The organism is Streptomyces sp. YKOK-I1 (assembly GCF_054660435.1).
Genome location: NZ_BAAGDR010000001.1, coordinates 9,077,728 through 9,100,664, shown reverse-complemented (window position 1 = coordinate 9,100,664; position 22,937 = coordinate 9,077,728). Strand labels below are relative to the sequence as shown.

The 22,937-nt window shown below is 72.8% G+C and carries 24 protein-coding genes and 1 pseudogene; 12 read left to right on the top strand and 13 right to left on the bottom strand.

Going from position 1 to position 22,937, the window contains the following annotated elements:
• Positions 1 to 3: 3 nt before the first annotated feature.
• Positions 4 to 1,458 (bottom strand): aldehyde dehydrogenase family protein, encoded by a 1,455-nt coding sequence (locus ACYQ8Q_RS40545; protein WP_460071884.1) that lies wholly within the window; start codon positions 1,456 to 1,458, stop codon positions 4 to 6.
• Between the two features lie 104 nt (positions 1,459 to 1,562).
• Here ACYQ8Q_RS40545 and ACYQ8Q_RS40540 point away from each other — a divergent pair, with 104 nt between their 5' ends.
• Together ACYQ8Q_RS40540 and ACYQ8Q_RS40535 are read left to right on the top strand one after the other, a co-directional pair.
• On the top strand, positions 1,563 to 2,030 hold the full coding sequence (locus ACYQ8Q_RS40540) for a MarR family winged helix-turn-helix transcriptional regulator (RefSeq protein WP_460071882.1): 468 nt from the start codon (positions 1,563 to 1,565) through the stop codon (positions 2,028 to 2,030).
• A 190-nt stretch (positions 2,031 to 2,220) separates the two neighbouring features.
• On the top strand, positions 2,221 to 2,601 hold the full coding sequence (locus tag ACYQ8Q_RS40535) for an anti-sigma factor antagonist (protein ID WP_460071880.1): 381 nt from the start codon (positions 2,221 to 2,223) through the stop codon (positions 2,599 to 2,601).
• 30 nt (positions 2,602 to 2,631) lie between these two features.
• Here ACYQ8Q_RS40535 and tuf read toward each other — a convergent pair whose 3' ends face one another.
• Positions 2,632 to 3,825 carry an elongation factor Tu gene (gene tuf, locus ACYQ8Q_RS40530; protein WP_460071879.1) on the bottom strand — a complete coding sequence of 398 codons (1,194 nt, stop codon included), beginning with the start codon at positions 3,823 to 3,825 and terminating at the stop codon, positions 2,632 to 2,634.
• A 56-nt stretch (positions 3,826 to 3,881) separates the two neighbouring features.
• Positions 3,882 to 4,835 (bottom strand): ribose-phosphate diphosphokinase, encoded by a 954-nt coding sequence (locus ACYQ8Q_RS40525; protein ID WP_460071877.1) that lies wholly within the window; start codon positions 4,833 to 4,835, stop codon positions 3,882 to 3,884.
• Positions 4,836 to 5,083: 248 nt separating this feature from the next.
• On the opposite strand from ACYQ8Q_RS40525, the gene ACYQ8Q_RS40520 reads away from it, so the two are divergent.
• Both ACYQ8Q_RS40520 and ACYQ8Q_RS40515 read left to right on the top strand, forming a co-directional pair.
• Positions 5,084 to 5,746, top strand: a complete 663-nt coding sequence (locus ACYQ8Q_RS40520; protein ID WP_460071876.1) for a DUF4230 domain-containing protein — start codon at positions 5,084 to 5,086, stop codon at positions 5,744 to 5,746.
• Between the two features lie 431 nt (positions 5,747 to 6,177).
• Positions 6,178 to 6,639 carry a VanZ family protein gene (locus tag ACYQ8Q_RS40515; protein WP_460073691.1) on the top strand — a complete coding sequence of 154 codons (462 nt, stop codon included), beginning with the start codon at positions 6,178 to 6,180 and terminating at the stop codon, positions 6,637 to 6,639.
• A gap of 89 nt (positions 6,640 to 6,728) precedes the next feature.
• On the opposite strand, the gene ACYQ8Q_RS40510 is transcribed toward ACYQ8Q_RS40515, so the two are convergent.
• Positions 6,729 to 6,968 (bottom strand): hypothetical protein, encoded by a 240-nt coding sequence (locus ACYQ8Q_RS40510; protein ID WP_460071874.1) that lies wholly within the window; start codon positions 6,966 to 6,968, stop codon positions 6,729 to 6,731.
• Positions 6,969 to 7,020: 52 nt separating this feature from the next.
• On the opposite strand from ACYQ8Q_RS40510, the gene ACYQ8Q_RS40505 reads away from it, so the two are divergent.
• Together ACYQ8Q_RS40505 and ACYQ8Q_RS40500 are read left to right on the top strand one after the other, a co-directional pair.
• Positions 7,021 to 8,043 carry a PHP domain-containing protein gene (locus ACYQ8Q_RS40505; RefSeq protein WP_460071872.1) on the top strand — a complete coding sequence of 341 codons (1,023 nt, stop codon included), beginning with the start codon at positions 7,021 to 7,023 and terminating at the stop codon, positions 8,041 to 8,043.
• A gap of 58 nt (positions 8,044 to 8,101) precedes the next feature.
• Positions 8,102 to 9,064, top strand: a complete 963-nt coding sequence (locus ACYQ8Q_RS40500) for an SDR family NAD(P)-dependent oxidoreductase (protein ID WP_460073689.1) — start codon at positions 8,102 to 8,104, stop codon at positions 9,062 to 9,064.
• A gap of 52 nt (positions 9,065 to 9,116) precedes the next feature.
• On the opposite strand, the gene ACYQ8Q_RS40495 is transcribed toward ACYQ8Q_RS40500, so the two are convergent.
• Genes ACYQ8Q_RS40495 through ACYQ8Q_RS40485 form a run of 3 tightly spaced genes read right to left on the bottom strand, consistent with a single transcriptional unit; the run spans position 9,117 to position 11,651 of the window.
• Positions 9,117 to 10,025 carry a hypothetical protein gene (locus ACYQ8Q_RS40495; protein ID WP_460071870.1) on the bottom strand — a complete coding sequence of 303 codons (909 nt, stop codon included), beginning with the start codon at positions 10,023 to 10,025 and terminating at the stop codon, positions 9,117 to 9,119.
• A 49-nt stretch (positions 10,026 to 10,074) separates the two neighbouring features.
• Positions 10,075 to 10,302 carry a hypothetical protein gene (locus ACYQ8Q_RS40490; protein WP_460071868.1) on the bottom strand — a complete coding sequence of 76 codons (228 nt, stop codon included), beginning with the start codon at positions 10,300 to 10,302 and terminating at the stop codon, positions 10,075 to 10,077.
• A gap of 59 nt (positions 10,303 to 10,361) precedes the next feature.
• Entirely contained in the window at positions 10,362 to 11,651 is a 1,290-nt protein-coding gene (locus ACYQ8Q_RS40485; RefSeq protein ID WP_460071866.1) for an ROK family protein, read from the bottom strand.
• 218 nt (positions 11,652 to 11,869) lie between these two features.
• Between ACYQ8Q_RS40485 and ACYQ8Q_RS40480 the strand changes: the two genes are divergently transcribed.
• Complete coding sequence (locus ACYQ8Q_RS40480) at positions 11,870 to 12,466, top strand: HD domain-containing protein (RefSeq protein WP_460071864.1); 597 nt, start codon at positions 11,870 to 11,872, stop codon at positions 12,464 to 12,466.
• Between the two features lie 494 nt (positions 12,467 to 12,960).
• Here the strand turns inward: ACYQ8Q_RS40480 and ACYQ8Q_RS40475 are convergent, their stop codons facing one another.
• Positions 12,961 to 13,881 carry a DUF3626 domain-containing protein gene (locus tag ACYQ8Q_RS40475; RefSeq protein WP_460071862.1) on the bottom strand — a complete coding sequence of 307 codons (921 nt, stop codon included), beginning with the start codon at positions 13,879 to 13,881 and terminating at the stop codon, positions 12,961 to 12,963.
• Positions 13,882 to 13,976: 95 nt separating this feature from the next.
• On the opposite strand from ACYQ8Q_RS40475, the gene ACYQ8Q_RS40470 reads away from it, so the two are divergent.
• The gene (locus ACYQ8Q_RS40470; protein WP_460071861.1) at positions 13,977 to 14,471 is read left to right on the top strand and encodes an FBP domain-containing protein; all 495 of its coding nucleotides are present in this window, start codon (positions 13,977 to 13,979) and stop codon (positions 14,469 to 14,471) included.
• Positions 14,472 to 14,570: 99 nt separating this feature from the next.
• Here the strand turns inward: ACYQ8Q_RS40470 and ACYQ8Q_RS40465 are convergent.
• A pseudogene (locus ACYQ8Q_RS40465) lies at positions 14,571 to 14,711 on the bottom strand (erythromycin esterase family protein); the annotation flags it as partial.
• Between the two features lie 86 nt (positions 14,712 to 14,797).
• Positions 14,798 to 14,929, bottom strand: a complete 132-nt coding sequence (locus ACYQ8Q_RS40460) for a hypothetical protein (protein ID WP_460071859.1) — start codon at positions 14,927 to 14,929, stop codon at positions 14,798 to 14,800.
• 235 nt (positions 14,930 to 15,164) lie between these two features.
• Between ACYQ8Q_RS40460 and ACYQ8Q_RS40455 the strand changes: the two genes are divergently transcribed.
• From ACYQ8Q_RS40455 to ACYQ8Q_RS40445, 3 genes are all read left to right on the top strand, one after another.
• Positions 15,165 to 16,418 carry an FUSC family protein gene (locus ACYQ8Q_RS40455; protein ID WP_460071857.1) on the top strand — a complete coding sequence of 418 codons (1,254 nt, stop codon included), beginning with the start codon at positions 15,165 to 15,167 and terminating at the stop codon, positions 16,416 to 16,418.
• Positions 16,419 to 16,464: 46 nt separating this feature from the next.
• Complete coding sequence (locus ACYQ8Q_RS40450) at positions 16,465 to 17,541, top strand: hypothetical protein (RefSeq protein ID WP_460071855.1); 1,077 nt, start codon at positions 16,465 to 16,467, stop codon at positions 17,539 to 17,541.
• A gap of 93 nt (positions 17,542 to 17,634) precedes the next feature.
• Positions 17,635 to 18,903 (top strand): lactonase family protein, encoded by a 1,269-nt coding sequence (locus tag ACYQ8Q_RS40445; RefSeq protein ID WP_460071853.1) that lies wholly within the window; start codon positions 17,635 to 17,637, stop codon positions 18,901 to 18,903.
• Here the strand turns inward: ACYQ8Q_RS40445 and ACYQ8Q_RS40440 are convergent.
• Together ACYQ8Q_RS40440 and ACYQ8Q_RS40435 are read right to left on the bottom strand one after the other, a co-directional pair.
• Entirely contained in the window at positions 18,871 to 19,596 is a 726-nt protein-coding gene (locus ACYQ8Q_RS40440; protein ID WP_460071852.1) for a DUF2470 domain-containing protein, read from the bottom strand. The genes ACYQ8Q_RS40445 and ACYQ8Q_RS40440 overlap by 33 nt on opposite strands.
• A 95-nt stretch (positions 19,597 to 19,691) precedes the next feature.
• Entirely contained in the window at positions 19,692 to 20,300 is a 609-nt protein-coding gene (locus tag ACYQ8Q_RS40435; RefSeq protein ID WP_460071851.1) for a TetR/AcrR family transcriptional regulator, read from the bottom strand.
• Between the two features lie 107 nt (positions 20,301 to 20,407).
• Between ACYQ8Q_RS40435 and ACYQ8Q_RS40430 the strand changes: the two genes are divergently transcribed.
• Positions 20,408 to 22,132: a cytochrome P450 gene (locus ACYQ8Q_RS40430; RefSeq protein ID WP_460071849.1), complete on the top strand. Its 1,725-nt coding sequence runs from the start codon at positions 20,408 to 20,410 to the stop codon at positions 22,130 to 22,132.
• Here ACYQ8Q_RS40430 and ACYQ8Q_RS40425 read toward each other — a convergent pair.
• A complete protein-coding gene (locus ACYQ8Q_RS40425) occupies positions 22,100 to 22,924 on the bottom strand; it encodes a pentapeptide repeat-containing protein (RefSeq protein ID WP_460071847.1) in 825 nt (274 codons plus the stop codon). The genes ACYQ8Q_RS40430 and ACYQ8Q_RS40425 overlap by 33 nt on opposite strands.
• Positions 22,925 to 22,937: the final 13 nt, after the last annotated feature.

Here is a 22,937-nt window from a genome sequence, read left to right as displayed (position 1 = left end):
CGTTCAGTCGAGCGAGACGACGACGGACTTGACCTTGGTGTAGGAGGCGAGCGCCTCGGGGCCGTACTCGCGGCCGAAGCCGGAGTCCTTGACGCCGCCGAAGGGGACGGCCGGGTCGAGCATGGCCCAGTCGTTGACCCAGACGATGCCGGCCTGGAGGCGGTCGGCGACCCGGTGGGCGCGGGCGAGGTTGCCGGTCTGCACCCCCGAAGCCAGGCCGTACGGCGTGGAGTTGGCGAGGGCGACGGCCTCGTCCTCGTCGTCGAAGGGCTGGACGGTGAGGACCGGGCCGAAGATCTCCTCCTGGATCACCCGGGAGTCGTTCGGGAGGTCGGCGATGACGGTGGGCTTGTAGTAGTAGCCGCCGTCGAGGTCGAGGCGCTCACCGCCGCAGACGATCCGGGCGCCCTCCTTGCGGGCGAGGTCGACGTACTCCTCGACCTTGCGCAGGTGCTTCTCCCCCGCCATGGGTCCGACGACGGTCTCCGCCGCGCGCGGGTCGCCCACGGGCACACCGGGGACGGCCTCGCCGAGGATGTTGAGCAGGGTGCTGTAGACCGGGCGGGCCACCAGCAGGCGCGGGCCGCCCATGCAGAACTGGCCGGTGTTGAAGACGAATCCCTTGATGACCGCACCGACGGCCTTCTCCAGGTCGGCGTCCTCGAAGACGATGTGCGCGGCGTTGCCGCCGAGCTCCATGGTGACCTGCTTGAGGTTCTCGCCGGCGATGCCCGCGACATGCCGGCCGATCGCGGTGGAGCCGGTGAAGGCGATCTTGTCCACGCCGGGGTGCCGCAGCAGCGCCTCTCCGGCGATCGGGCCGGTGCCGGTGACGACGTTGACGACACCGTCGGGCACTCCGGCCCGCTGGAGCAGTCCCGCCATGTACAGGGCGCTCAGCGGGGTCTCGTCGGCGGGCTTGTGGACGACCGTGTTGCCCGCGGCCAGGGCCGGGGCGAGCTTCGAACCGGCCAGGATCAGCGGGAAGTTGAAGGGGGTGATGGCGGCGACGACGCCGATCGGGCCGCGCTTGGTGTAAGCGAGCGCGTTCATCGGGGTGTCGCGGTTGCCGCCCTCCAGGGAGAAGGCGAGCGTGGCGTAGTACTCGTAGTCGTTGGCCGCGTTGGTGACGTCGACCGCGTGGGCCAGGGTGATCGGCTTGCCGACGTCCAGGCTCTCCAGCCGGGCGATCTCGTCGGCCTCCTCTCGGATCAGCTGGGCCACCCGCAGCAGGATCCGGCCGCGCTCCCGGCCGCTGAGCCCGGACCACCGGCCGGAGTCGAAGGCCTCACGGGCGGCCCGCACCGCCGCGTCCACGTCGGCGGCGCCCGCCTCCGCGACGGTGGTGACGACCGCGCCCCGGGACGGGTCGACCACCTCGGTCCGCGCTCCGTCCGCGGCCTCGCGCCACTGTCCCCCGATGAACAGTCGACCGGGGTCGATCTCGAAGGTGGTCATCACCACTCCTCAGCATCGTCGCCAAGATTTCAACTAACAGGATTCCTGTTGGTCCGCAGTCTCATTACAGACAGGTTTCCTGTCAATGGTCTACGCTCGGACTCATGGCCGGCACCCAGACGACCCAGGCGGCGACTCCCGCGCGCCCGCCCCACAAGGCTCCCCCGTCCCTGCTCTACATGGTGAAGCAGGTGGAGCTCGTCGTGCGATCCCGGCTGGACGAACTCGTCAAGCCGTCCGGAATCACCGCCCTGCAGTACACGGCGCTGACCGTCCTGGAGCGGCACGACGGGCTGTCCGCCGCCCAGCTGGCCAGGGACTCCTTCGTGACCGCCCAGTCCATCGCGGATCTGGTGCGCTCCCTGGAGAACCGCGGCCTGATCCGTCGCGAGCGCAATCCGCGCAACCGGCGCGAGCTGCTGATCCTGCTCACCGACGAGGCGCGGGCGCTGCTGGAGCAGTGCGCGCAGCCCGTGCGGGAGCTGGAGGAGCAGATGGTGCGGGAGCTCACGGCGCACCAGACGGAGCAGTTCCGGACAGCCCTGTCCAAGGCATGGCAGGCGCTCTCGTAAGCTTCTCGCACCCCTTCGCTCACGACGCGAAAAAACTCGGTCGAGACACGCCCGAGTTTCGAAGACATATGTCAATCGAACATGCTGAAATTCACTCTATCGGGGTACCTTGCTGGGGCGGGGAACTGCTGTGCGCTTCCCCGCCGTTGAAGGCTCCCGACCGGTGGAGCGGGTTGGAGGCGATGTCGTCGTGCAGCAGGAACCCGCCGCGGACACCCCACACCTGTGCGTCCGGCAGGAGCGGGGGTACACGGTGCTGGAGTTCCGCGGCGAGATCGACATCGTCGCGGCGACGGAGATCGGTCCGCGGCTCGACGAGGCGACCGCCGGGCCCGCCCCGCGGGTGGTCATCGACCTCTCGCCGATCGACTTCTTCGACTGCTCCGGACTCCGCCTGCTGTACCGGGCCCGCAGCCGAGTGCTCGACCAGGACGGCGAGCTCCACCTCGTCTGCACCCACCCGCTGGCCCTGCGCGTCCTCAAGGCCACCGGACTGCACCGGTTACTGCCGCCCGCCACGACGCTGGACTCGGCCCTGGGGCAGCCCGAGGCCACGTCCGGCACCTTATGACCGCGCTCCGCCGACCCGCGCTCCCGGGCCCTACCGCACGATCTTCGTGACCTGTCCGGCCCCCACGGTCCGCCCGCCCTCCCGGATGGCGAACTTCAGCCCCTCCTCCATCGCGATCGGCTGGATCAGCTCCACGAGCATGGTGGTGTTGTCGCCCGGCATGACCATCTCGGTGCCCTCCGGCAGGGTCACCACGCCCGTCACGTCCGTCGTGCGGAAGTAGAACTGCGGGCGGTAGTTCTGGAAGAACGGCGTGTGCCGGCCCCCCTCGTCCTTGGACAGGATGTACGCCCGCGCCTCGAACCGGGTGTGCGGGGTGACCGAGCCCGGCTTGATCACCACCTGGCCCCGCTCCACCTCGTCCCGTTTGACGCCACGCAGCAGCAGGCCGACGTTCTCCCCGGCCCGGCCCTCGTCGAGGAGCTTGCGGAACATCTCCACGCCGGTGACCGTGCTCCTCGTCTTCTGCGGATGGATGCCGATGATCTCCACCTCGCTGTTGACCCGCAGCGTGCCGCGCTCGATGCGGCCGGTGACGACCGTGCCGCGCCCGGTGATGGTGAAGACGTCCTCGATCGGCATCAGGAACGGCCGGTCCACGTCCCGCTGCGGCTCCGGCACCGCCTCGTCGACCGCGTCCAGCAGATCCAGCACCGACTGCGTCCACCGCGGGTCGCCCTCCAGGGCCCGCAGCGCGGAGATCCGTACGACGGGCACCTCGTCGCCCGGGAACTCGTACTCGGTGAGCAGTTCGCGCACCTCCAGCTCGACCAGCTCCAGGATCTCCTCGTCGTCGACCATGTCCGTCTTGTTGAGGGCGACGACGATGTACGGCACCCCCACCTGCCGGGCCAGCAGCACATGCTCCTTGGTCTGCGGCATCGGCCCGTCCGTGCCCGCGACCACCAGGATCGCGCCGTCCATCTGGGCCGCGCCGGTGATCATGTTCTTGATGTAGTCGGCGTGCCCGGGGCAGTCCACGTGCGCGTAGTGCCGGCGCTCGGTCTGGTACTCCACATGGGCGATCGAGATGGTGATGCCGCGCTGCCGCTCCTCGGGCGCCTTGTCGATCTGGTCGAACGGGGTGAAGGGGTTGAGCTGGGGGAACCTGTCGTGCAGCACCTTGGTGATGGCTGCCGTGAGGGTCGTCTTGCCGTGGTCGATGTGCCCGATGGTGCCGATGTTGACGTGCGGTTTCGTCCGCTCGAACTTCGCCTTCGCCACTGCGAGCCCTCCCTGGTCACATGGGTGACGACATGCGCGTATCCACTCCTTCCTGTCTATTCGCTGCGGGCCGCGTCGAACAGGGCGCTGACGGACTCACCGTTGTGAATACGGCGCACGGCCTCGGCCAGGGCGGGGGCGATGGACAGGATCCGCAGCTTGTCGGTGTGCTCCTCGGCGGGCACCGGCACGGTGTTGGTGCAGACGATCTCCAGGACGTCGGGCTGCTCGCTGAGCCGTTTGAGGGCGCCGGCCGCGAACAGTCCGTGGGTGCACGCCACCCGGATCGAGCGCGGCTGAAGCTCCCGCAGCCGGTCGAGGAGCTCGAGGACGGTACTGCCCTTGGCGATCTCGTCGTCGAGGACGATGACGTCCCGGCCGGTGACCTCGCCGATCACCGAGTTGATGCTGACCCGGTCGTCGGCGTAGCGCTGTTTCGCGCCGGCCGCCACCTGGGCGCCGATCATCCGGGCGAAGGCGGCCGCCTCCTTGGCGTTGCCGAGGTCGGGCGAGACGACGGTGGTGGAGGTCAGGTCGTAGCGGCGGAAGTGGGCGGCCAGCTCACGGCGGGCGTGCAGATGGTCCACGGGCATCGAGAAGAAGCCGTGCACCTGGGGTGAGTGCAGGGTCATGGCGAGGACCCGGTGGACCCCGGCCGCCGCCATCAGATCGGCGACCAGACGGCCGCCCAGGGAGATCCGGGGCGCGTCCTTCTTGTCGGAGCGGGCGTAGGAGTAGTGCGGCATGACCACGGTGATCCGGCCGGCGGAGGCGCCGCGGGCCGCGTCGCACATCAGCAGCAGCTCCACGAGGTGCTCCTGCACGGGCTTCACCAGCGGCTGGACCAGGAAGACGTCCCGCTCCCGGCAGTTGGCCTGGAGCTGGACCTCCAGGCAGTCGTTGGCGAACCTGCTGAGCCGGGTGGGGCTCAGCGGCACGCCCAGATGGGAACAGACCTCGGCGGCCAGCTCGGGGTGGGCGCTGCCGCTGAACACGGAGATGTCTCGCACGAAAGGACTCCTCGACCAGGTCCGACTGGAGGGGATCACTCACGGGATCTCTCATGCTACGGACCCCGCCGGGCCGCGCGGTCGGCCGGATGGGCCGAGCGGGTGAGGACGGCGGGCGTGATCGCGGGGACCCCGGTGGGCCGGGTCACCGTGCCCCAAGGGCTCGCTTTCTGTCACAGGTCGTCAACAAGGCGGTCTGCCAAGGGCTTTGACGGGAATCCGTCCTGACAGGAAGGAGGGCCGTCGCCATGACGACTCCCGTCAAGCGCCTCCAGGGGCGCATACCCGGCTGGGCCAAGGTGCTCATCGCGGTCGTGGTCGTGCTCACCGTGATGTTCGCCGGGATCCGGCTCAGCCTGCTGCCCGGGCTGCGCGAGTTCTTCGGCACCGAGACCAAGGACCGTTCGGGCCCCGCCCTGCTCAAGTCCATTCAGGACATGAGCCGTTACGACGCCGCCTCCGGCAACTTCCAGGTCGTCGTGGACCTGGAGAAGGACGCCAAGTACCTCCCGGACGCCCTCCGCGGCACCCGCACCCTGTATGTGGGGGCGGGCACCGTGGACGCCTATGTCGACCTCGGCGAGGTGGGCGACGACGATGTGACGGTCGACGGCGACCGTACGTCGGCCACGCTCCGGCTGCCGCACGCGCGGCTCGGCAAGCCGGCCCTCGACCCGGACCGCTCGTACGCGGTCTCCAAGCAGCGCGGTCTCCTCGACCGCCTCGGCGACCTCTTCTCGGACAACCCCAACAGCGAGCAGGCCGTGCAGAAGCTCGCCGTGAAGCACATCGGCGAGGCGGCGAAGGACAGCGAGCTGACCGCACGCGCCGAGACCAACACCACCGACATGCTGGAGGGTCTGCTGCACTCCCTCGGCTTCGAGGAGGTCAAGGTCACCTACGCGTCCTGACCTGCCGGACGGGGTTCCCACGGGCCATGCGCATCCTCGGGTCCTGAGCGGGTAACCGCTTTACGACGCAGGTAAGTTGAAGACTGGAGGACAGCATGGCCCGTGCAGCCTCACGCCCACGCACCGTGTTCCGCCTGCGCCCGCCCCGACACGAACAGCCGCCGGACGCGACCGCGTCCGGCGGGACGAAGGCCGCTCCCAGGAAGAAGGCGGCCTGGCGCAAGGCCGCGTTCGGCAGGAAGCCCGCCTCCGAGAAGAAAGCCACACCGGAGAAGAAGACCACACCCGGGAATCAGGCGGCGCCCCGCAGGAAGGCGGCGCCCTGGCGGCGGGGCGCCTCCCGGAAGAAGTCCGCTCCCGGGAAAGCCGCACCTCGGAAGGGAGCGGCACCTGAGAAGAAGACCGCACCGGCGCGTTCCGAGCCCCGTCCGCTGCCCTTCCCGTTGCGGCTCCTCGCGATGCTGTTCGCCTTCGCCTTCATGGTGGGGTTCGCCGTGGTGCTGGCGCGGCTGACCCTCGAGCCCTCCCCCGCCTCCGAGGCGCTCGTGCACTCGAATCTGCACCCGGGCCGGTCGCTCCAGGCCTATCTGGACCAGCCCGCGCTGCGGGACGCGGTCAAGCAGATCGGCGGGAACGTGCTGCTCGGGGTGCCGTTCGGCATTCTCGTACCGGTGCTCGCGCCCAAGGCGCGCGGGGTGCTGCGGGTGCTGGTGCTGACGGCGTCGGTGATGCTGTTGGTGGAGTTCGCGCAGGGCGCGCTCATCACCGGGCGCGCCTTCGACATCGACGACGTCATCCTCAACACGGCGGGCGCGCTCTTCGGTTACCTGTTGCTCGGACGCCGGATGAGCCGCGCGGTGCACGCTCCCCGGCCCCGGCGAGGTGTCTCCTAGGCCCTGTCGTCACATTCCCGCCGTCGCCCGAAGGGCGGCCCCGCGGCGTGCATGGCGTCGCGGGGCAGGCGGGAATGTGACGACAGGGCCTAGGGGCGCGGCCTCCAGGTGTACTTGTCGCCGCCCACCCAGCGCACGACATTGGGGTCGTCGAGATCGTGGACGGTGATGCCGAACGCGGCGGCCGTCTCCAGGACGTCGGTGACGGTGTGCGCGGAGCCGACGACTTCACCGTCGATCTCCACGATCCGGAACGGGGGCTTGCCCGGCTGCACCCCGAGCACCATGATCCGTGGCTGGTTCATAAAGGGGCTCGCGACTTCGGTCATGTCATAGAGCGTAAAACGCCGCGCTGGGCGACGCTGGAGCGAGGAGGTGGCGATGGATCCGCTCGATGCCCTGGACCGGATCGCCTTCCTGCTGGAGCGGTCCCTGGCGCCGACGTACCGCGTGAAGGCGTTCCGTACGGCCGCCAGGGTGCTGGCCGAGCTGCCCGAGGGCGAGGTGGCCGAGCGGGCCGGGTCCGGCACGCTGGAGTCACTGAAGGGCGTGGGGCCGAAGACGGCCCAGGTGGTGCGTGAGGCACTGGCCGGCGAGGTGCCGTCCTACCTGCGGAAACTCCAGGACGAGGTGGGGCGGCCGCTCACCGACGGCGCCGGGGAGGAGCTGCGGGCCCTGCTGCGCGGCGACTGCCATCTGCACTCCGACTGGTCGGACGGCGGCAGTCCGATCGACGAGATGGGGCGGACAGCGGCCGCCCTCGGCCACGAGTGGGCCGTACTGACCGACCACTCGCCCCGGCTGACGGTCGCCCGGGGGCTGTCGCCGGAGCGGCTGCGCGCCCAACTGGAGGTGGTGGCGGAGCTGAACGCGTCCTGGGCGCCGTTCCGGCTGCTGACCGGCATCGAGTGCGACATCCTGGAGGACGGCTCCCTGGACCAGGAGCCCGAGCTGCTCGACCGGCTGGACGTGGTCGTGGTGTCCGTGCACTCCAAACTGCGGATGGACCGGCGGGCGATGACCCGGCGCATGCTGAAGGCCGTACGGGATCCGCACGCGAACATCCTCGGGCACTGCACGGGGCGGCTGGTGCGGGGGCGGGGGCGGCCGGAGTCGGAGTTCGACGCGGACGAGGTGTTCGCGGCGTGTGCCGCGTCCGGCACGGCCGTGGAGATCAACAGCAGGCCCGAGCGGCTGGACCCGCCCCGGCGGCTGCTGCGGCGGGCGGTCGGCGCGGGGGTGCTGTTCTCGGTCGACACCGACGCGCACGCGCCCGGCCAGCTGGACTGGCAGATCCTCGGCTGCGCGCGGGCCGAGGAGTGCGAGGTGCCCGCCGAGCGGATCGTGACGACCTGGCCGATGGACAAGCTCCTGGACTGGTCCCGCAACGGCGTCTCCGCTTGACTTCGAGCGCACTCCAATTCGTAGCGTTTCAGACATGAGCAACAGCAGTAACAGCCACATGGGCAGCACCGCACAGCACAAGATCGGCTCGGGCTTCGGCGCCACGAGCACCGCGGACGACGTCCTGCGGGGCATCGATCTGGACGGACGGCTGGCGATCGTGACGGGCGGCTACTCCGGGCTCGGTCTGGAGACCACCCGGGCGCTGGTGAAGGCCGGCGCCCGGGTCGTCGTCCCGGCGCGCCGCCCGCAGACGGCCCGGGAGAACCTCGACGGCATCGAGAACGTCGAGGTGGACGAGCTCGACCTCGCCGACCTGGACAGCGTGCGCGCCTTCGCCGACCGGTTCCTCGCCTCGGGCCGCACCCTCGACCTGGTGATCGACAACGCCGGGATCATGGCGTGCCCGGAGACCCGGGTCGGGCCGGGCTGGGAGGCGCAGTTCGCCACGAACCACCTCGGTCACTTCGCCCTGGTGAACCGGCTGTGGCCGGCGATCGAGCCCGGCGGGGCTCGGGTGGTGTCCGTGTCCTCGCGCGGCCACCACTTCTCCGGCATCCGCTGGGACGACGTCCACTGGCGGCGGGACTACGACAAGTGGCAGGCGTACGGGCAGGCCAAGACGGCGAACGTGCTGTTCGCCGTGCACCTCGACGCGCTCGCCCGGGACCGCGGCGTACGGGCCTTCGCGCTCCACCCGGGCGGCATCCTCACGCCCCTCCAGCGGCATCTGCCACGGGAGGAGATGATGGCGAACGGCTGGATCGACGAGGACGGCAACCCGATCCCGCAGCCCGGTTTCAAGACGCCGGAGCAGGGCGCGGCCACCCAGGTGTGGGCGGCGACCTCCCCGCAGCTGGACGGCATGGGCGGCGTCTATCTGGAGGACTGCGACATCGCCGAGCCCGCTCCGGAGAACGGCGAGCGCACCGGGGTGAAGGCCTGGGCGACGGACCGTGCGCAGGCGTCCCGGCTGTGGGACCTCTCGGCCGAACTGACCGGGGTGAACGCGTTCGCCTGAGCCGCGGGCGACGGTGCCGGTGCGCGGGCGGAAGGCGGGATGCGGCACGTCGTCACAGGTCCCGGATCGCCCGTACGACGTCGGCGGCGACGGTGTCGGTGACCGCCGCCTGCATCCAGCCGTACAGGGCGGCGGAACCGGGGCGGCGGGACCAGTGCTCCACGGCGTCCTCCCGTAGCTCGGCGAGCGCCTGCGCGGGGTCCACGCGGGGCGGGACCAGTCGGCCGGGGGCCGCCCGGGCGTGCTCCTCCCAGCGGTCCTGCCAGCACTCCACCGTCCAGCCGGGCCAGTACGCGCCCATCTCCCCGGCCTCCGCCACGGTGCTCATCGTCCACCAGCCGACCCGGCGGCGCAGGGGGTCGAGGTGGATGCCGGCCCCGGCCGGCACGGTGCAGCGGCCGTGGTCGTGGGCGTCCGCGAGCCGGTCGAGGAGGGCCGGGCCCTCGCAGACCGGGTGGTCGTCGATCGCCGCCAGCAGATGACAGCGGCGGTCGCCGACCGTCACGGCGGTGACCAGCGGATCGCGTTCCAGGAATTCCTCGTCGTCCGGGCCGAGGAACGGGGCCGGGTACACCTTGCGCTCGCGCTCGCGTACGGCGGCCGGGTCCAGGCCGAGATGGCGGCGCAGGTCGGCGGGGCCGTCATAGGTCCAGCGCAGCTCCCAGCCGGGCCAGGCGCGGGCGAGCGCCCGCCAGGTGACCGCGCGGTGCCGGAACTCGGTGACCGGGCCCTCGCTCGCACAGCAGAGCAGGACGCGGCGGCGCAGGTCGAACAGGGCCGCCGCCTCGCACATCCAGTCCTCGCGCCACCCGTCCGCCCGGGGGCGGGCGCGCAGGGCCGGCAGGACGACGTCGGGGCCGGCCAGCAGGTCGTGGTCGAGGCCCACGGCCCCGAAACGCGCCTCGTACACCTCGTGTGCGCCCTCCTCGGGCACGACGACGTACGTCGCCCAGTCAGCCATGCGGCCGATGGTCGCAGCCGCGAGGGCGGCGCCGCACCCGTGTTCCGGCTCAGCCGGAGGGCTCCTCGGGGGTCGGCTGTCCGGGGCGGCTGCCGGCCGGGCGGGGGTCGCCCCGGCGGCCGGTGCCGGCCTCGTCGGTGGCGGGGAGTTCGGTGTCGGGCAGGTCGGGTGCGTTGACGTCCCACGGGTCCTCGCCGGGGCGGGTCTGCTGGTCGGGCAGGTCTCGGGGGACAGGGGGGCCGGTCTCGCCCGGACCCTCGTCGCGGTGGGCGGCCACGGTGTGCCTCCACTTCTGGGGGGGCGAGGGCGGGTACCTCGGCAGCGGCCGGTGAAACCTCAGTGCGGGGTGCGCTCCTCCAGGGCGGTGTGCCAGGCCGGCCGGGGGAGATCGGGCTGCGGGGCGGGGCGTCGGCCGCCGTGTGCGAAGAAGTCCGCGAGCGGAAGGATCGCCGCGCCCACGGTGACCGCGTCGGGGCCGAGCCTGCCGAGGTCGACGCCGACCCGGCGGGCAGGGTGGCCGAGGGCATAGGCGGTGGCGTGGCGGCGTACGGCGGGCAGGAGACGGGGGCCGAGCTGGAGGCCCGCCCAGCCGCCGATGAGGATGCGCTCGGGCTGGAAGAGATTGATCAGGTCGGAGAGGCCCGCTCCCACGTACTCGGCGGTCTCCTCCAGGACGGCGCGGGCCACCGGGTCGCCCTCGGTGCCGTCGTCCGGGTGGGCGGCGGCGAGCATCGCGGCGAGCGCGCTCTCCTCGTCGGTGTCCGCGGGCGGCCGGCCGCCCGCCTCGCGCCAGCGGTCGAGGAGCGCCTCGGCCCCCGCGTACGCCTCCAGACAGCCGAGGGCGCCGCACCGGCAGCGGCGGCCCCGGACCCGCACCGTCAGATGGCCCCATTCGAGGGCCCGGCCCTGGTCCGCCTCGGGGGTGACGAGGCTGGCGCCGACGCCGGAGCCGAAGAGGACCACGACGGCGTTGCGGGCACCGCGTCCGGCGCCGAACCACATCTCGGCCTGGCCGAGGGTCCGGGCGCCGTTGTCGATGAAGTACGGCACGGTGTCGGGCAGGGGGGAGCCCTCGCGCAGCAGCGCCTCCAGCGGGACGGCGTCCCAGCCGATCGTCTGTCCGTGTACGACGGCGCCGCCCCCGGGGGTGTGCTCGACGATGCCGGGGACGCCGATGCCGACGCCCAGGAGCCGTTCGGGGGCGAGGCCGGCCGTCGCGAGCACCTCGGCGACACCGTCCCGGACGTGGCCGACGATGCCCTCGACCTCGTACCGCCGCTGCTCCAACGGGTGTTCCACGCGGGCGAGTTCGGTGAGGGTGAGATCGAACAGCTCGATCCGCACCCGGGTCTCGCCGACGTCCACGCCGATCATGTGGCCGCTGCCGGGGGCCACACGCAGCAGGATGCGGGGGCGGCCGCCGTCGGAGTCGACGCTGCCGGCCTCCTCGACCAGTCCGTCGGCGACCAGGTCGGCGACGACGTTGCTGATCGAGCCGGAGCTGAGGCCGGTGGCCGGGCCCAGCTCGAAGCGGCTGAGGGGGCCGTCGAAGTAGAGCCGTTGCAGGACGGCCGTGCGGTTGGCCCGCCTGAGATCGCGTACCGTGCGCCCGTTCCGCCCCGTCATGCCCGCTCCTTTCGTGCCCTGCCCGATCTGCAACATACCCTCGGGGACGGGCCGGGCGCGACTTCCTCCAACCCTTAGTTCATGATGCGAGACAAGTGCGGGGGTGCAATGCGGTGGGGGCATGGCGAGACAACTGCCTTTCGCCGCAACGGTGCAGGGGAGAGAAGCGCGTGCAGGCGGTGGTCCGGTCGGCCGCCCCGGATTATTAGGCTGGACCGATGACCTCCACCCCGGACGTGCTGTCGATCGCCCTGGACGAGACGTCGGACCCGCCGCTGCGGCCTCTGCCGGCGGGCGTCGCCGGGCTGCTCGGCGACCTCGGGGCGCCAGCCCGGCTGGTCGCCCATCTGCGGGCCGTGCACGAGGTCGCCGCCCTGATCGTGGCGTGGGCCGGGAAGCACCGGCCGGAACTGGCCGTGGACGGGGCGGCGGTGCTGTTCGGCGCGGCCACGCACGACATCGGCAAAGTGCTGCACCCCGCTGAGCTGTCCGGTCCGGGCGCCCGGCACGAGGAGGCGGGGCGCGAGCTGCTGCTGGCGCGCGGGGTGGCTCCCCGGCTGGCGCGCTTCGCGGGCACTCACGCCTCCTGGCAGGCGCCGGGCGTCGAGGTCGAGGATCTGCTGGTGAGCCTGGCCGACAAGGTGTGGAAGGACAAACGGGTGGCCGACCTGGAGGACCTGGTGGTGGCGGAGCTGTCGCGGGCGGGCGGTCGGCCGGTCTGGGAGGAGTTCCTGGCGCTGGACGAGTTCCTCACCGGGGTCGGCGCGGGCGCGCCGCGCCGACTGGCCTGGCAGGCGGCCCATCCCGTCGGCTGAGGGCGGGCGTTCCTTGGCCTCCTTCGACCGCGTGGCCGTGCCGGTCGCGGTGTGCGAGGTGTACCGCCATGTCCTGTCGGCCAATCCGGCGTCGGCCGGGGAGCGCGGGACCACGCCGGGGCGGCTGCGCGGGCGGGACCGCGGGAGACCACCCAGGCGCTACGGCTGCGGCACCGCTCGCGCTACCGGGTGCCGGTGCGCCGTCGGCGAGACTCCCGCACCGCCGGTGACGCCGCGCGCCCCGGGTGATCGCTAGCCGCCCGCGCCGTCCCATCGGAGGGCCGGGTCCTCGCGCCGCTCGCGGCCTCACCTCCGACGGCGTGACGCACCACCTGCGGTGACTGTCCGCCCGCCGGGGAGCGGCGAACGGTACGGGCCTGATCGCCCGCGCCTCTGCGCTGGGCGCACTGGCGACGCGGGTATGGCCGCCCGAACCGGGGACTCCCACCACCGGTGCGCAGGGCGCTTTCGGCACCGGAATGCGGGCGTTTCGGCTACCGCGCGGTGGGCCGGGTGAGGTCGGCCCGGTGGCGGGTGAGGGCGTTCTCGGTTGTCTCGGCCGTGCCCGCGCCCGGGGGTGCGCCGAAGCGGGCGAGGGTGTGCCAGACCATCTTGAGGTCCTGCGGGGCGGCCAGACCCGCGCGCACCGCGTCGCCGATCACGCGCGGGTCGACCACCGCGCCCTCGGCGATCCGGGCGCCCAGCTCGGCGTACGCGCGGCCCCGGTACTCGGCGTTCCGGTACAGCTCGGCGACGGTGATGCGGTAGCCGGGGTGCCACTCGACCGGGCAGGGCAGGGCGCCGGCCGCCGCCTCGACCGGGGTGCCGCGGTAGCTCGGGTCCAGGACCAGTGCCTCGACGTCCCGGGCGAGATCGACGCCCCCGTGGACATGGGCCTCGACGTAGTCGTTGAGGGCGTCCCGCTCGTCGGCCTCGGCCAGGGCGATCAGCGGCATCGCGGCGGCGACGCCGAAGTCGCCGGGCTCGGCCGCGCTGTCGGGGTAGCAGAAGGTGGCACGGCTGAGCGCGCCCGGGCGCAGCCGCAGGTGCGAGGAGCCGAACCTCGGGGCGGCGCCGACGACTTGGCGGCGGAAGTCGAGCGCGCCGTACACCGGTCGCTCACGCGGGTCCGCGTCGTCGTACGCCCCTCCGAAGATCCGGCTCTCCCAGCGCCACCGGTCACCGCCGGGGTGGGCGGTGAGGCCGCCGTTGCTCGTGCCGGTGACGAACTGCGAGCGGTAGACGCCGTCCCGGGCGAGCGCGGCGAGGATCGGCAGACCGCCGGCCTCCCGGTCCGGGTGGAAGTTCAGCGTGATCCGCAGGTCCGGGCCGAGGGCTGGGCCGGTGGAGCGGGCGGCGACATGCCGCAGGGCCGTCCGGGCGCGCGGTGACGGAGGGACGTCCTGGAAATCCACTGGCTCTCCTCGGTGAGGCTATTTACTCTAGGCGCAAACCTAGAAGCACTAGGTTCACACTAGGTCACGTGAACCGGCACCCCAGGAGGCTCCCCATGAGGTCACTCACCGAAAGCGACATCCGCACCTCGTTCGTCAACTGCTCGAAGGGAGAGGCCAAACGGCTGTCCCCGCCCCGTGACCTCGACCAACTCCCCTGGGCCGAGCTGGACTTCCTGGGCTGGCGGGATCCGGGGGCGCCCGACCGCAGCTATGTGGTCGCCGAGCGGCCGGGCGGACTCGTGGGCGTGACCCTGCGTCTGCCTTCCTCGCGCCGCGGGCTGCCGCACCGCAGCATGTGCTCGCTCTGCCTGACCACCCACCCCGGTGGCGGGGTCTCGCTGATGACGGCCCGCAAGGCGGGCGCGGCCGGCCGCGAGGGCAACTCGGTCGGCCTGTACATGTGCGCGGACCTGGCCTGCTCCCTGTACGTGCGCGGCAGGAAGGTCCCGGAGTCGGGCGGCCGGCTGGAGGAGAGCCTCACCCTGGACGAGCAGATCGCCCGTACGACGAGCCGACTGTCGGCCTTCCTGGACCAGCTGTACGCGTAGTCCCGGGTACGGCACCCGGTCGAGCGTCACCTCTTCGGGGCCGGTGGCGTTGAACGAGCCCCGGTCGAAGGTGCCCCCGAAGCTCAGGTGTCCGGCGCCGAGGGCGTCGCGCAGGAGCGCGCCCTGTACCTTCGGGTGCTCGGCGGGGTCGGGGGGCACATGGCCGAGGTGGGTGTCGTGCGCGGACAGCAGCACCCTGGTGCCGGTGCGCCGCTGCCACCACAGCACGTTGTCGGCCATCGCCGCGTCGCGGTAGCGCATGGAGGCGGCGGCCTGCGCGGCTCCGGGTGACCTGGTCGTACACCTCGAGGCCGGTTCAGGCGATGTCATCGCCGACGCCGGTGGTCCCGCTGGAACTCCTCGGCCAGATGGCGGAACACCCGGTCCTTGAGGGCGAAGAAGGCCGGCGAGCCGTGGGTCGCCTCGCCGAGGCCGACGACCCGGGCGTCGCCGACCATCCGGTCGGGGGGCCCGGGGAGCCGCGACAGTGACGGTCGAGGCCGTGGTGACGCAGAGCAGGGAGAGAACGACGGGGATACCGAGTCGGATGGTGTGAAGTCTCATGAACCGAGCGTCGCCCCGCGGCACCCGTGGAAACCATCCTGCGGACCGCCGTCCTGGGGGTGCGGACAACCCGGGGATGGGTACAGAAGAAACGTTCGAGCACCGTGGGGAAGGGGAACTGGTCCGGGAATGCGAGAGGTAAGCCAGCGAGCGGAGCCGTTCATCCGGTTTCTGCGGCGTCATCGGGAACCGGCGGTGGTCCAGGCGTTCCGCTCCGCGGCCGCGGCGACGATCGCGTACGTCGTCGCCCTGCGACTCAGCCCCGAGGCGGCCCCCCTCACCGCGCCCCTGACCGCGCTGCTGGTCGTCCAGGTCACCCTGTTCGCCACGCTCACCAACAGCGTCCGGCGGGTCAACTCGGTGGTGGCCGGCGTCCTGGTCGCCATCGCCTTCAGCCAGCTCGTCGGCCTGACCTGGTGGAGTCTCGCGCTGCTGATCGTGGCCTCGCTGGCGGTCGGGAACCTGGTCCGGGTCGACGAGTACGTGCCGGAGGTGGCGATCAGCGCCATGCTGGTGCTGGGCGTGACCACCGTCGGCGACACCGCCTGGGCGCGGATCGTGGAGACCCTGATCGGCGCGGTCGTCGGCCTCGCCGTCAATCTGCTGCTGCCGCCCCCGGTGTGGATCGAGGAGGCCGGCGAGTCGATCGAGGGACTGGCCCGAAGGCTGCGGCAGCTCATGCTGCGGATCGGCGAGGAGGCGGCCGGCCGCCCGGCGGTCGAGGAGGCGGCCGCCCGGCTGCACGAGGCGCGCCGCCTCGACCACGACATCGTGGAGGTGGACGCGGCGCTGCGGCAGGCCGAGGACAGTCTGCGGCTCAATCCCCGGGTCCGGGAGGGCCTGCTGCGCCGGGTGGTGCTGCGCACCGGTCTGGACACCCTGGAGATCTGCACGGTCGTCCTGCGGGTGCTGGCACGCACCCTGACCGACCTCGCCAAGGAGCGCGAGCCCGATCCGCTGTTCCCGGAGGAGACCGGCGAGGTCGTGGAGCGGCTGCTGTCGGAGATCGCCGACGCGGTGGTCAGCTTCGCGGTGCTGGTCACCACCCATGTCAGCCTCAACGCGGACGCCGCCGAGGCCCGGCTCACCGCGGAGCTGCGGCAGGCCGCGGCCACCCGCGACAAGCTCGCCCAGCTGCTGCTGGAGCGGCTCCAGCACGACGCGCGGCAGTGGCAGCTGCACGGCGCCCTGCTCACCGAGGTGAACCGGATGATCGACGAGCTGGACACCGAGCACCGCTCGCGCCGGCTCCTGGAGGAACTGGACCGGGTCTCCTCCGAGCAGCGGGCGCGGATGCCGCGGCTGACCCGGCTGCGCGAGCGCCTCGGCATCCAGGAGGAGCTGTGGCGGAACCGCACGGGGATCGGCGGGCGTTCTCTCTGAGGGAGCGCCGGGACGGGGCCGGCGCCGGATGCGAGGGAGCGCGCCTGTGGGCGGCACGAACGTACGGATCGACGGGGACACGCTGAGGCTGCCGGGCGGGGTGGCCGTGCGGTTCATGCGGACCCTGCGGCTGCCGGAGAGCGGCGAGCACGACCTGCCGCCCGGACTGGGGACGTTCCCGCTCCGCCGGGTCGCCGACCACCCGGACACCGTTCCCGCCGAGTGGCTGGCACGCGGGGGCGTGCTGCTGCCGATGTATCTCCGCGAGGCGATGTGGCTGGGCTTCGCGGGCTCCACGCGGCCGGCCGCGCTCCAGGTCGGGGCGGGCAAGGTGTGCGCGGTCTCCGGCAAGCCGTGGAGCGACCGGCTCTCCCACGACCCGCAGAACTACCTGGCGCTGCCGCGTCAGCCCTGGCTGGACGGCATCAACTCCGGAAAGGGCACGGTCCGCCAGTTCGTGGCGGTGCCGCTCGGCCTGGGCGCGACCGTGGAGGGCCAGGTCACCGGCGAGGAGGTGTGGGGCGGGGTCCAGCTCCAGTCCTTCCCGCTGAACGAGGAGAAGCACGCGGAGTGGGAGGAGGCGCAGCGGCTCCTCTCCCTGGAGACGCGGAGCGTGAAGTCGGTCGGGGGCGGGCACGGCGCGGTGCCCGCGGCCCCCGGGGCGATGCCCCCGCAGGCGGCGATGCCCATGATGCCCGCCGCCGTCCCCGCCCCGCCCGGTGCGCCGCGGGCGCGGGCCGTCGCGGCGATGGGGCTGGGTGTGGGCGGTGCGATGCGGCAGGAGGTCTACCGGGACACCCGCCCGGTGGAGGACTACACACGGGAGCCGGGCGCGCGGGTCTTCGTGCACCTGGTCACTCCCCCGGAGTGGCGCCGTATCACCGGCGAGGAGCCCCCGCCGTCCCCGGTGGACCGTGCCGCGTACACCAAGGCCGGGCTGCCCTGGTTCGACTACTACGACGAGGGCGCGCAGGACCTCGCTCCGGGCGACGCCCTGTCCGGGGTCAAGCCGGTCGGCGACTGGCTCGGTGACGATCCGGACCCCTGGGAGCAGCCGGCGCCCGGCCAGGTGCACCCGCTCAAGGACGCACCGGGGACGCCGGTGCAGGACGGCGACTGGTAGCCGGGGCGGGGCCCTCCGCTTTTGCGTTCGAGGGTCGTTCCGCGTCAAGGTGCTGGGGACGGCGGGGGCGCGGGACGACCTGAGGTGCGCGGAATGAACAGTGGGACGGCAGGGGAACGCGGCCCGTGGAGCAGGCGGCGGTTCGTCGCGGTGCTCGGCGGCGCGGCGGTGGCACCGGCCGTGGCGGGCTGCGGCGGTGACGGCGACGGCTCGTCCGGGGCGGCGCGGAAGGCGCAGGAGCCCCAGGAGGCCGCGACGTCCCCGCAGGCTCCGCGGTCCTCGGAGCCCTCGTCGTCCGGGTCCTCCTCGTCCGGGCCCGCACCGAGTCCGTCCGGTCCCCGGCCCCTCTACCTGGGTACCTACACCTCCGCCGAGGGCGGCGGGAAGGGCATCGGTGTCGCCTCGTACGACCCGTCCTCGGGCCGGATCACCGGCCGGGGCACCATCACCGGCGTCCCCGACCCGTCGTACCTCGCGATCCACCCGGACGGCGGCACGCTGTACGCGGTGAACGAGCGGGCGAAGGGCACGGTGACCGCCGTACGGCTGTCCGACCGCACGGTGCTGGGGAGCCGGGCGACGGGCGGGGCGCACCCCTGCCATCTGTCGGTGCATCCGAGCGGGCGGTGGCTGCTGAGCGCCGACTACGGCTCGGGCAGTGTGGCCGTGCACCCGATCGGCGCCTCGGGGGCGCTGGGCGAGCGCACCGCCCGGGTCACGCACACGCGTCCGGCGCCGGGGCCGGGTCAGCGGGGGCCGCACGCCCACCAGTTCCTGACGGCGCCGGACGGCGGGCACGTCCTGGCCGTGGACCTCGGCACGGACACCGTGTACAGCTACCGCCTGGACGAGCGCGCGGGCACGCTCACCGAGGTCGCGCAGGCGCACACCCGGCCGGGCGCGGGGCCGCGCCACCTCACCTTCCATCCCGGCGGGCGGTACGCGTATCTCGCCGACGAGGGCGACGACACGGTCGCGGTCTGCGCGTACGACGCCGGCAGCGGGCGGCTGACGATCGGTGCGCCGCAGTCCACGGGGGCGAAGACGGATCCCAGCTATCCGGCGCAGTTCGCCCTCACGCCGGACGGGGCGCACGCGTTCCTGGCCAACCGTGGCGACAACACGCTCGCCCGGTACGCGGTGGAGGCGGACGGGGCGCGGCTGCGGCTGCTCGGCACGGTCCCGGTGCACGGGGACTTCCCCCGGCAGATCGCCCTCTCGCCGGACGGCGGTCTGCTGTTCGCGGCGAACCAGCGCTCGGGCACGGTCAGTGTCTTCGAGGTGGACGCCGGCAGCGGCGGACTGCGGCTCGCGGGCGAGCCGTTCGCGTCACCCGTCGCCGTCTGTGCGCTGCCGCTGTAGGGGGCGCGGGCAGGACGCGGTGCTCGCCTGGGTGAGCAGGACGTGCATGCGCTCGGTGAGCTGGCCGACGTCGTCGGCGGGCGTGTGGAAGGGCAGGCGTACGTCGCCGTGGGCGCGGGCGCGTTCGATCCGCAGGGTCAGTCCGTGCCGGTCGACGGCGAGCGGCTGGACCCGTACGGCACCGTGCAGGCTCTCGTGCCGGACCAGACGGGTGAGCCGCTCGACGGCGTCGGGGTGGGCGTCGGCGAGGTGGGTGAGCAACTGGGCCTCGGCGGTGGCGAGGGGGTCGGGGCGGGCCTCGGCGAACTCGTCCAGACCGACCACGACGGCGCCGGTGGCCTGTTTCAGGACGACCCGGGTGGCGTGGAGGACGAGATGGTCGTCCTCGGGGGCGAACCAGCCGGCGAGCCAGAGCCGGCCCCGGATACGGTGGCGCACGGGGACGGGCGCCACGTCGGCGAACTCCAGGACGGCGGAGGGCTCGCCGCGGGGGGCGCAGATGGCCGCCGTGAGCAGGGAGCTGTCGTCGGGCACATGGAGGTGCACCCGGCCGTCCTCGTCGACGGTGTGCGCGCCGACGAACTCCTCGCGTCCGCCGTCGGCGGTCACCGCGCAGGACCACGAGGCGGCCAGCACCGACCGGGCCCGCTCGGCCGCACCGGGCACCGCCGTCCAGCTGTGGCTGTCACCCATCCCAGAACCTCCTTAGGTAAGCCTTGCCTAACCTATCGGAGTTCGGGGCGCACGCCAAGCCGGACAGGTGATCTTTCGTGCCCGTCGTAGGACCGTCAGCGCGCGATGACCCCGAGCAGCGCCCGCGCGCACAGGTCCCGGACCTGCTCCCTCGTCAGATCGGGCCCCCGCAGCCACTCCAGGCAGACGGCCGTGATGAACGCCAGCCAGCCGCGCACCGCCAGCCGTACGTCGGCGCGTTCCTCGAAGAGCGGGCCGAACTCCGGGTCGGCGCCGAGGGCGGCCAGGATCTGCTCCTCCTGCGCCGCGAGGGCCCGCTGGTAGACCCGGCGCACGCCCCGGTCCCCGGCAGCGTCGGCACGATGGAAGGCGCGGTAGCCGTGCGCATGGGTCTCGACGTACTCCAGATAGGTGTCGAGGCCCGCGGCGAGCTGCTCGCGGACCGGGACGCCGGGCACCGCCGCCGTCATCCGCAGCATCCGCTCGCTCTCCCGCTCGACGACCGCCGCGAAGAAGTCCCGCTTGGTCGGGAAGTAGTGGTAGAGCAGCCCGCGCGAGACCCCGGCGATCCCGGCGACCCGCTCGATCCGGACCTCGTCATAAGGACTCTCCGAGAACAGGCGCGCGCCCACCGACAGCAGCTGCTCCCTGCGTTCCTCGGTACTGAGTCGGCGCCGGGTGCGCTCCTCCTGGTTCGCGGCCATGCCCGCACTTTACTTGACGCCGGTTCAACAGCGGGACGAGACTGGGCGCGTTATTGAACTCACGTACAACAGTTCCAACCTGCCGCTGGATCAAGGGAGATCGCGTCATGGCGGAGACGGTGTCGACGACGACCGGGGACATCCTGCCCAAGGGGTTCCGCAGCGCCGAGCTGGGCTGGCCGGAGCTGCGGCGCATCCCGCACCCGCCGTACCGGATCCCCTTGCTCGGCGACCTCCTGGGCGCCAGCCGGCGCACTCCCCTCCAGGACTCCCTGCGCTACGCCCGGCAGCTCGGCCCGATCTTCCGGCGCAAGGCGTTCGGCCGGGAGTTCGTGTTCGTGTGGGGTGCGGAGCTGGCCGCCGACATGGCGGACGAGGCGCGGTTCGCCAAACACGTGGGGCTGGGCATCGCCAATCTGCGGCCGGTGGTCGGGGACGCGCTGTTCACGGCGTACAACCACGAGCCCAACTGGCAGCTCGCGCACGACGTCCTGGCGCCCGGGTTCAGCCGGGAGGCCATGGCGGCCTACCACCCGATGATGCTGGACGTCGCCGAGCGGCTCACCGCCCACTGGGACCGGGAGGCCGCCGCCGGACGCCCGGTCGACGTACCCGGCGACATGACCAAGCTGACCCTGGAGACGATCGCACGCACCGGGTTCGGGCATGACTTCGGCTCGTTCGAGCGCACCCGCCCGCATCCCTTCGTCAGCGCGATGGTGGGCACCCTCACCTACGCGCAGCGCCTCAACACCCTGCCGTTCCCGGGGCTGCTGAAGGGTGCCGCCCGGCAGAACGAGGCCGACATCGCCTACCTCGACCGCACGGTCGACGAGCTGGTACGGCAGCGGCGCGCCGGAGGCGGCGGGCAGGGGGACCTGCTCGACCGGATGCTCGACACCGCGCACCCCGGGACCGGTGAGCGGCTGTCCGACGAGAACGTACGGCGGCAGGTCATCACCTTCCTCGTCGCGGGCCACGAGACCACCTCCGGCGCGCTCTCCTTCGCGCTGCACTACCTCTCCCTGAACCCGCGGATCGCCGCCCGGGCGCGGGCCGAGGTGGACCGGGTGTGGGGCGACACGGCGGTGCCCGGGTACGAACAGGTGGCGAAGCTGCGCTATGTGCGCCGGGTCCTCGACGAGGCGCTGCGGCTGTGGCCGACGGCGCCCGGGTTCGCCCGGGAGGCCCGCGAGGACACGGTGCTGGGCGGGGAGCATCCGATGCGGCGGGGCGCCTGGGCGCTGGTCCTGACGGCGATGCTGCACCGGGACCCCGAGGTGTGGGGCGAGGACGCCGAGCGGTTCGACCCGGACCGCTTCGACGCCGCGGCCGTGCGGGGACGCGCCCCGCACACCTTCAAGCCCTTCGGCACGGGCGCCCGCGCCTGCATCGGCCGCCAGTTCGCCCTGCACGAGGCCACCCTCGTCCTCGGCCTCCTGCTGCGCCGCTACGACCTGCGCCCCGACCCGGCGTACCGGCTGCGGGTCACGGAGCGGCTGACGCTGATGCCGGAGGGGCTGCGGATGGGTCTGCAGCGGCGTACGGCCACGGGGGCGCCGAGCGGCGGGGAGGCGACGGCGACCGGCACGGGCGGGGCCCGCCCGGAGAGGGCCGGGAGGCCCGAACCGACAACACGAGAGACCGCGCCCGGCAGGCCGGCACCACGGACGGCCGACGCCGAGACCCTCCCGGAAACGACCGACCCACACCAACCGGCAGCGCGAGAGATCGCGCCCGGCAGGCCGGCACCGCAGACGGCTGGGGCCGCGGCGGTTTCGGAGGGGGCCGGCTCAGTGTCACGCTGTCCAGTGCACCGGGCGGGTGACTGAGTCCGGCAGCCGGGTGCCGACGCCGCCCCGGGCCGCGGTCACCTGGGGCTGGGTGAGGAAGAAGGCGCCGGTCAGGTCGGCGTCCGTGAGGTCGGTGTCCCGCAGGTCGGCCCCGATCAGGTCCGCGCCGCGCAGATCGGCGCCGGTGAGGTCGGCGGCGATCAGACAGGCCCCGCGCAGATTCGCCCCGCGCAGATCGGCGCCCTTGAGGCGGGCGCCCATGAGATCGGCGCCCCGGCGGTCCTTCCCGCGGCCGCGGACACCGGCGCGGGCCAGTTCGCTGGTCCTCAGCAGCAGGACGTTGACCTCCTGGCGGTGGGCCGGAACGTCCAGGGCGGCCAGCTCCCCGGGGCTCTGCCGGGTGAGCGCCTCGGTCCGCTCCAGGGCCCGGCGCAGCTCCGGGTGGACCGGGCGGGCGGCGGGCAGGCCGAGCGCCTCGGTGAGGTACCAGAGCAGCTCGTGGAGCTGGCGGACCACCGGGAACACCTCGAACACCTCCCGGGCGTGCCCGGCCGGGGCGCCCCGCCAGTCCCGCCCGCCGAAGGTGACCTGGGAGACCTTCTGGCCGGCGCCGAAGCAGTCGTAGACCGTGCAGCCGCTGAATCCCTTCTGCCGCAGCCGGTCGTGGATGCCGCAGCGGTGGTCCTGCGCCAGGTGGAGGCAGGGCCGCCCGGCCGGCTTGTCGAGCGCGAAGTCGGCCGAGCGGGCGAAGGGCAGCGCCACACAGCACAGGCCGAAGCAGTTCGCGCAGTCGCCGCGCAGTCCGTCCCGGTCCACCGTCTTGTCGTGCATGCCCTCCACCCTA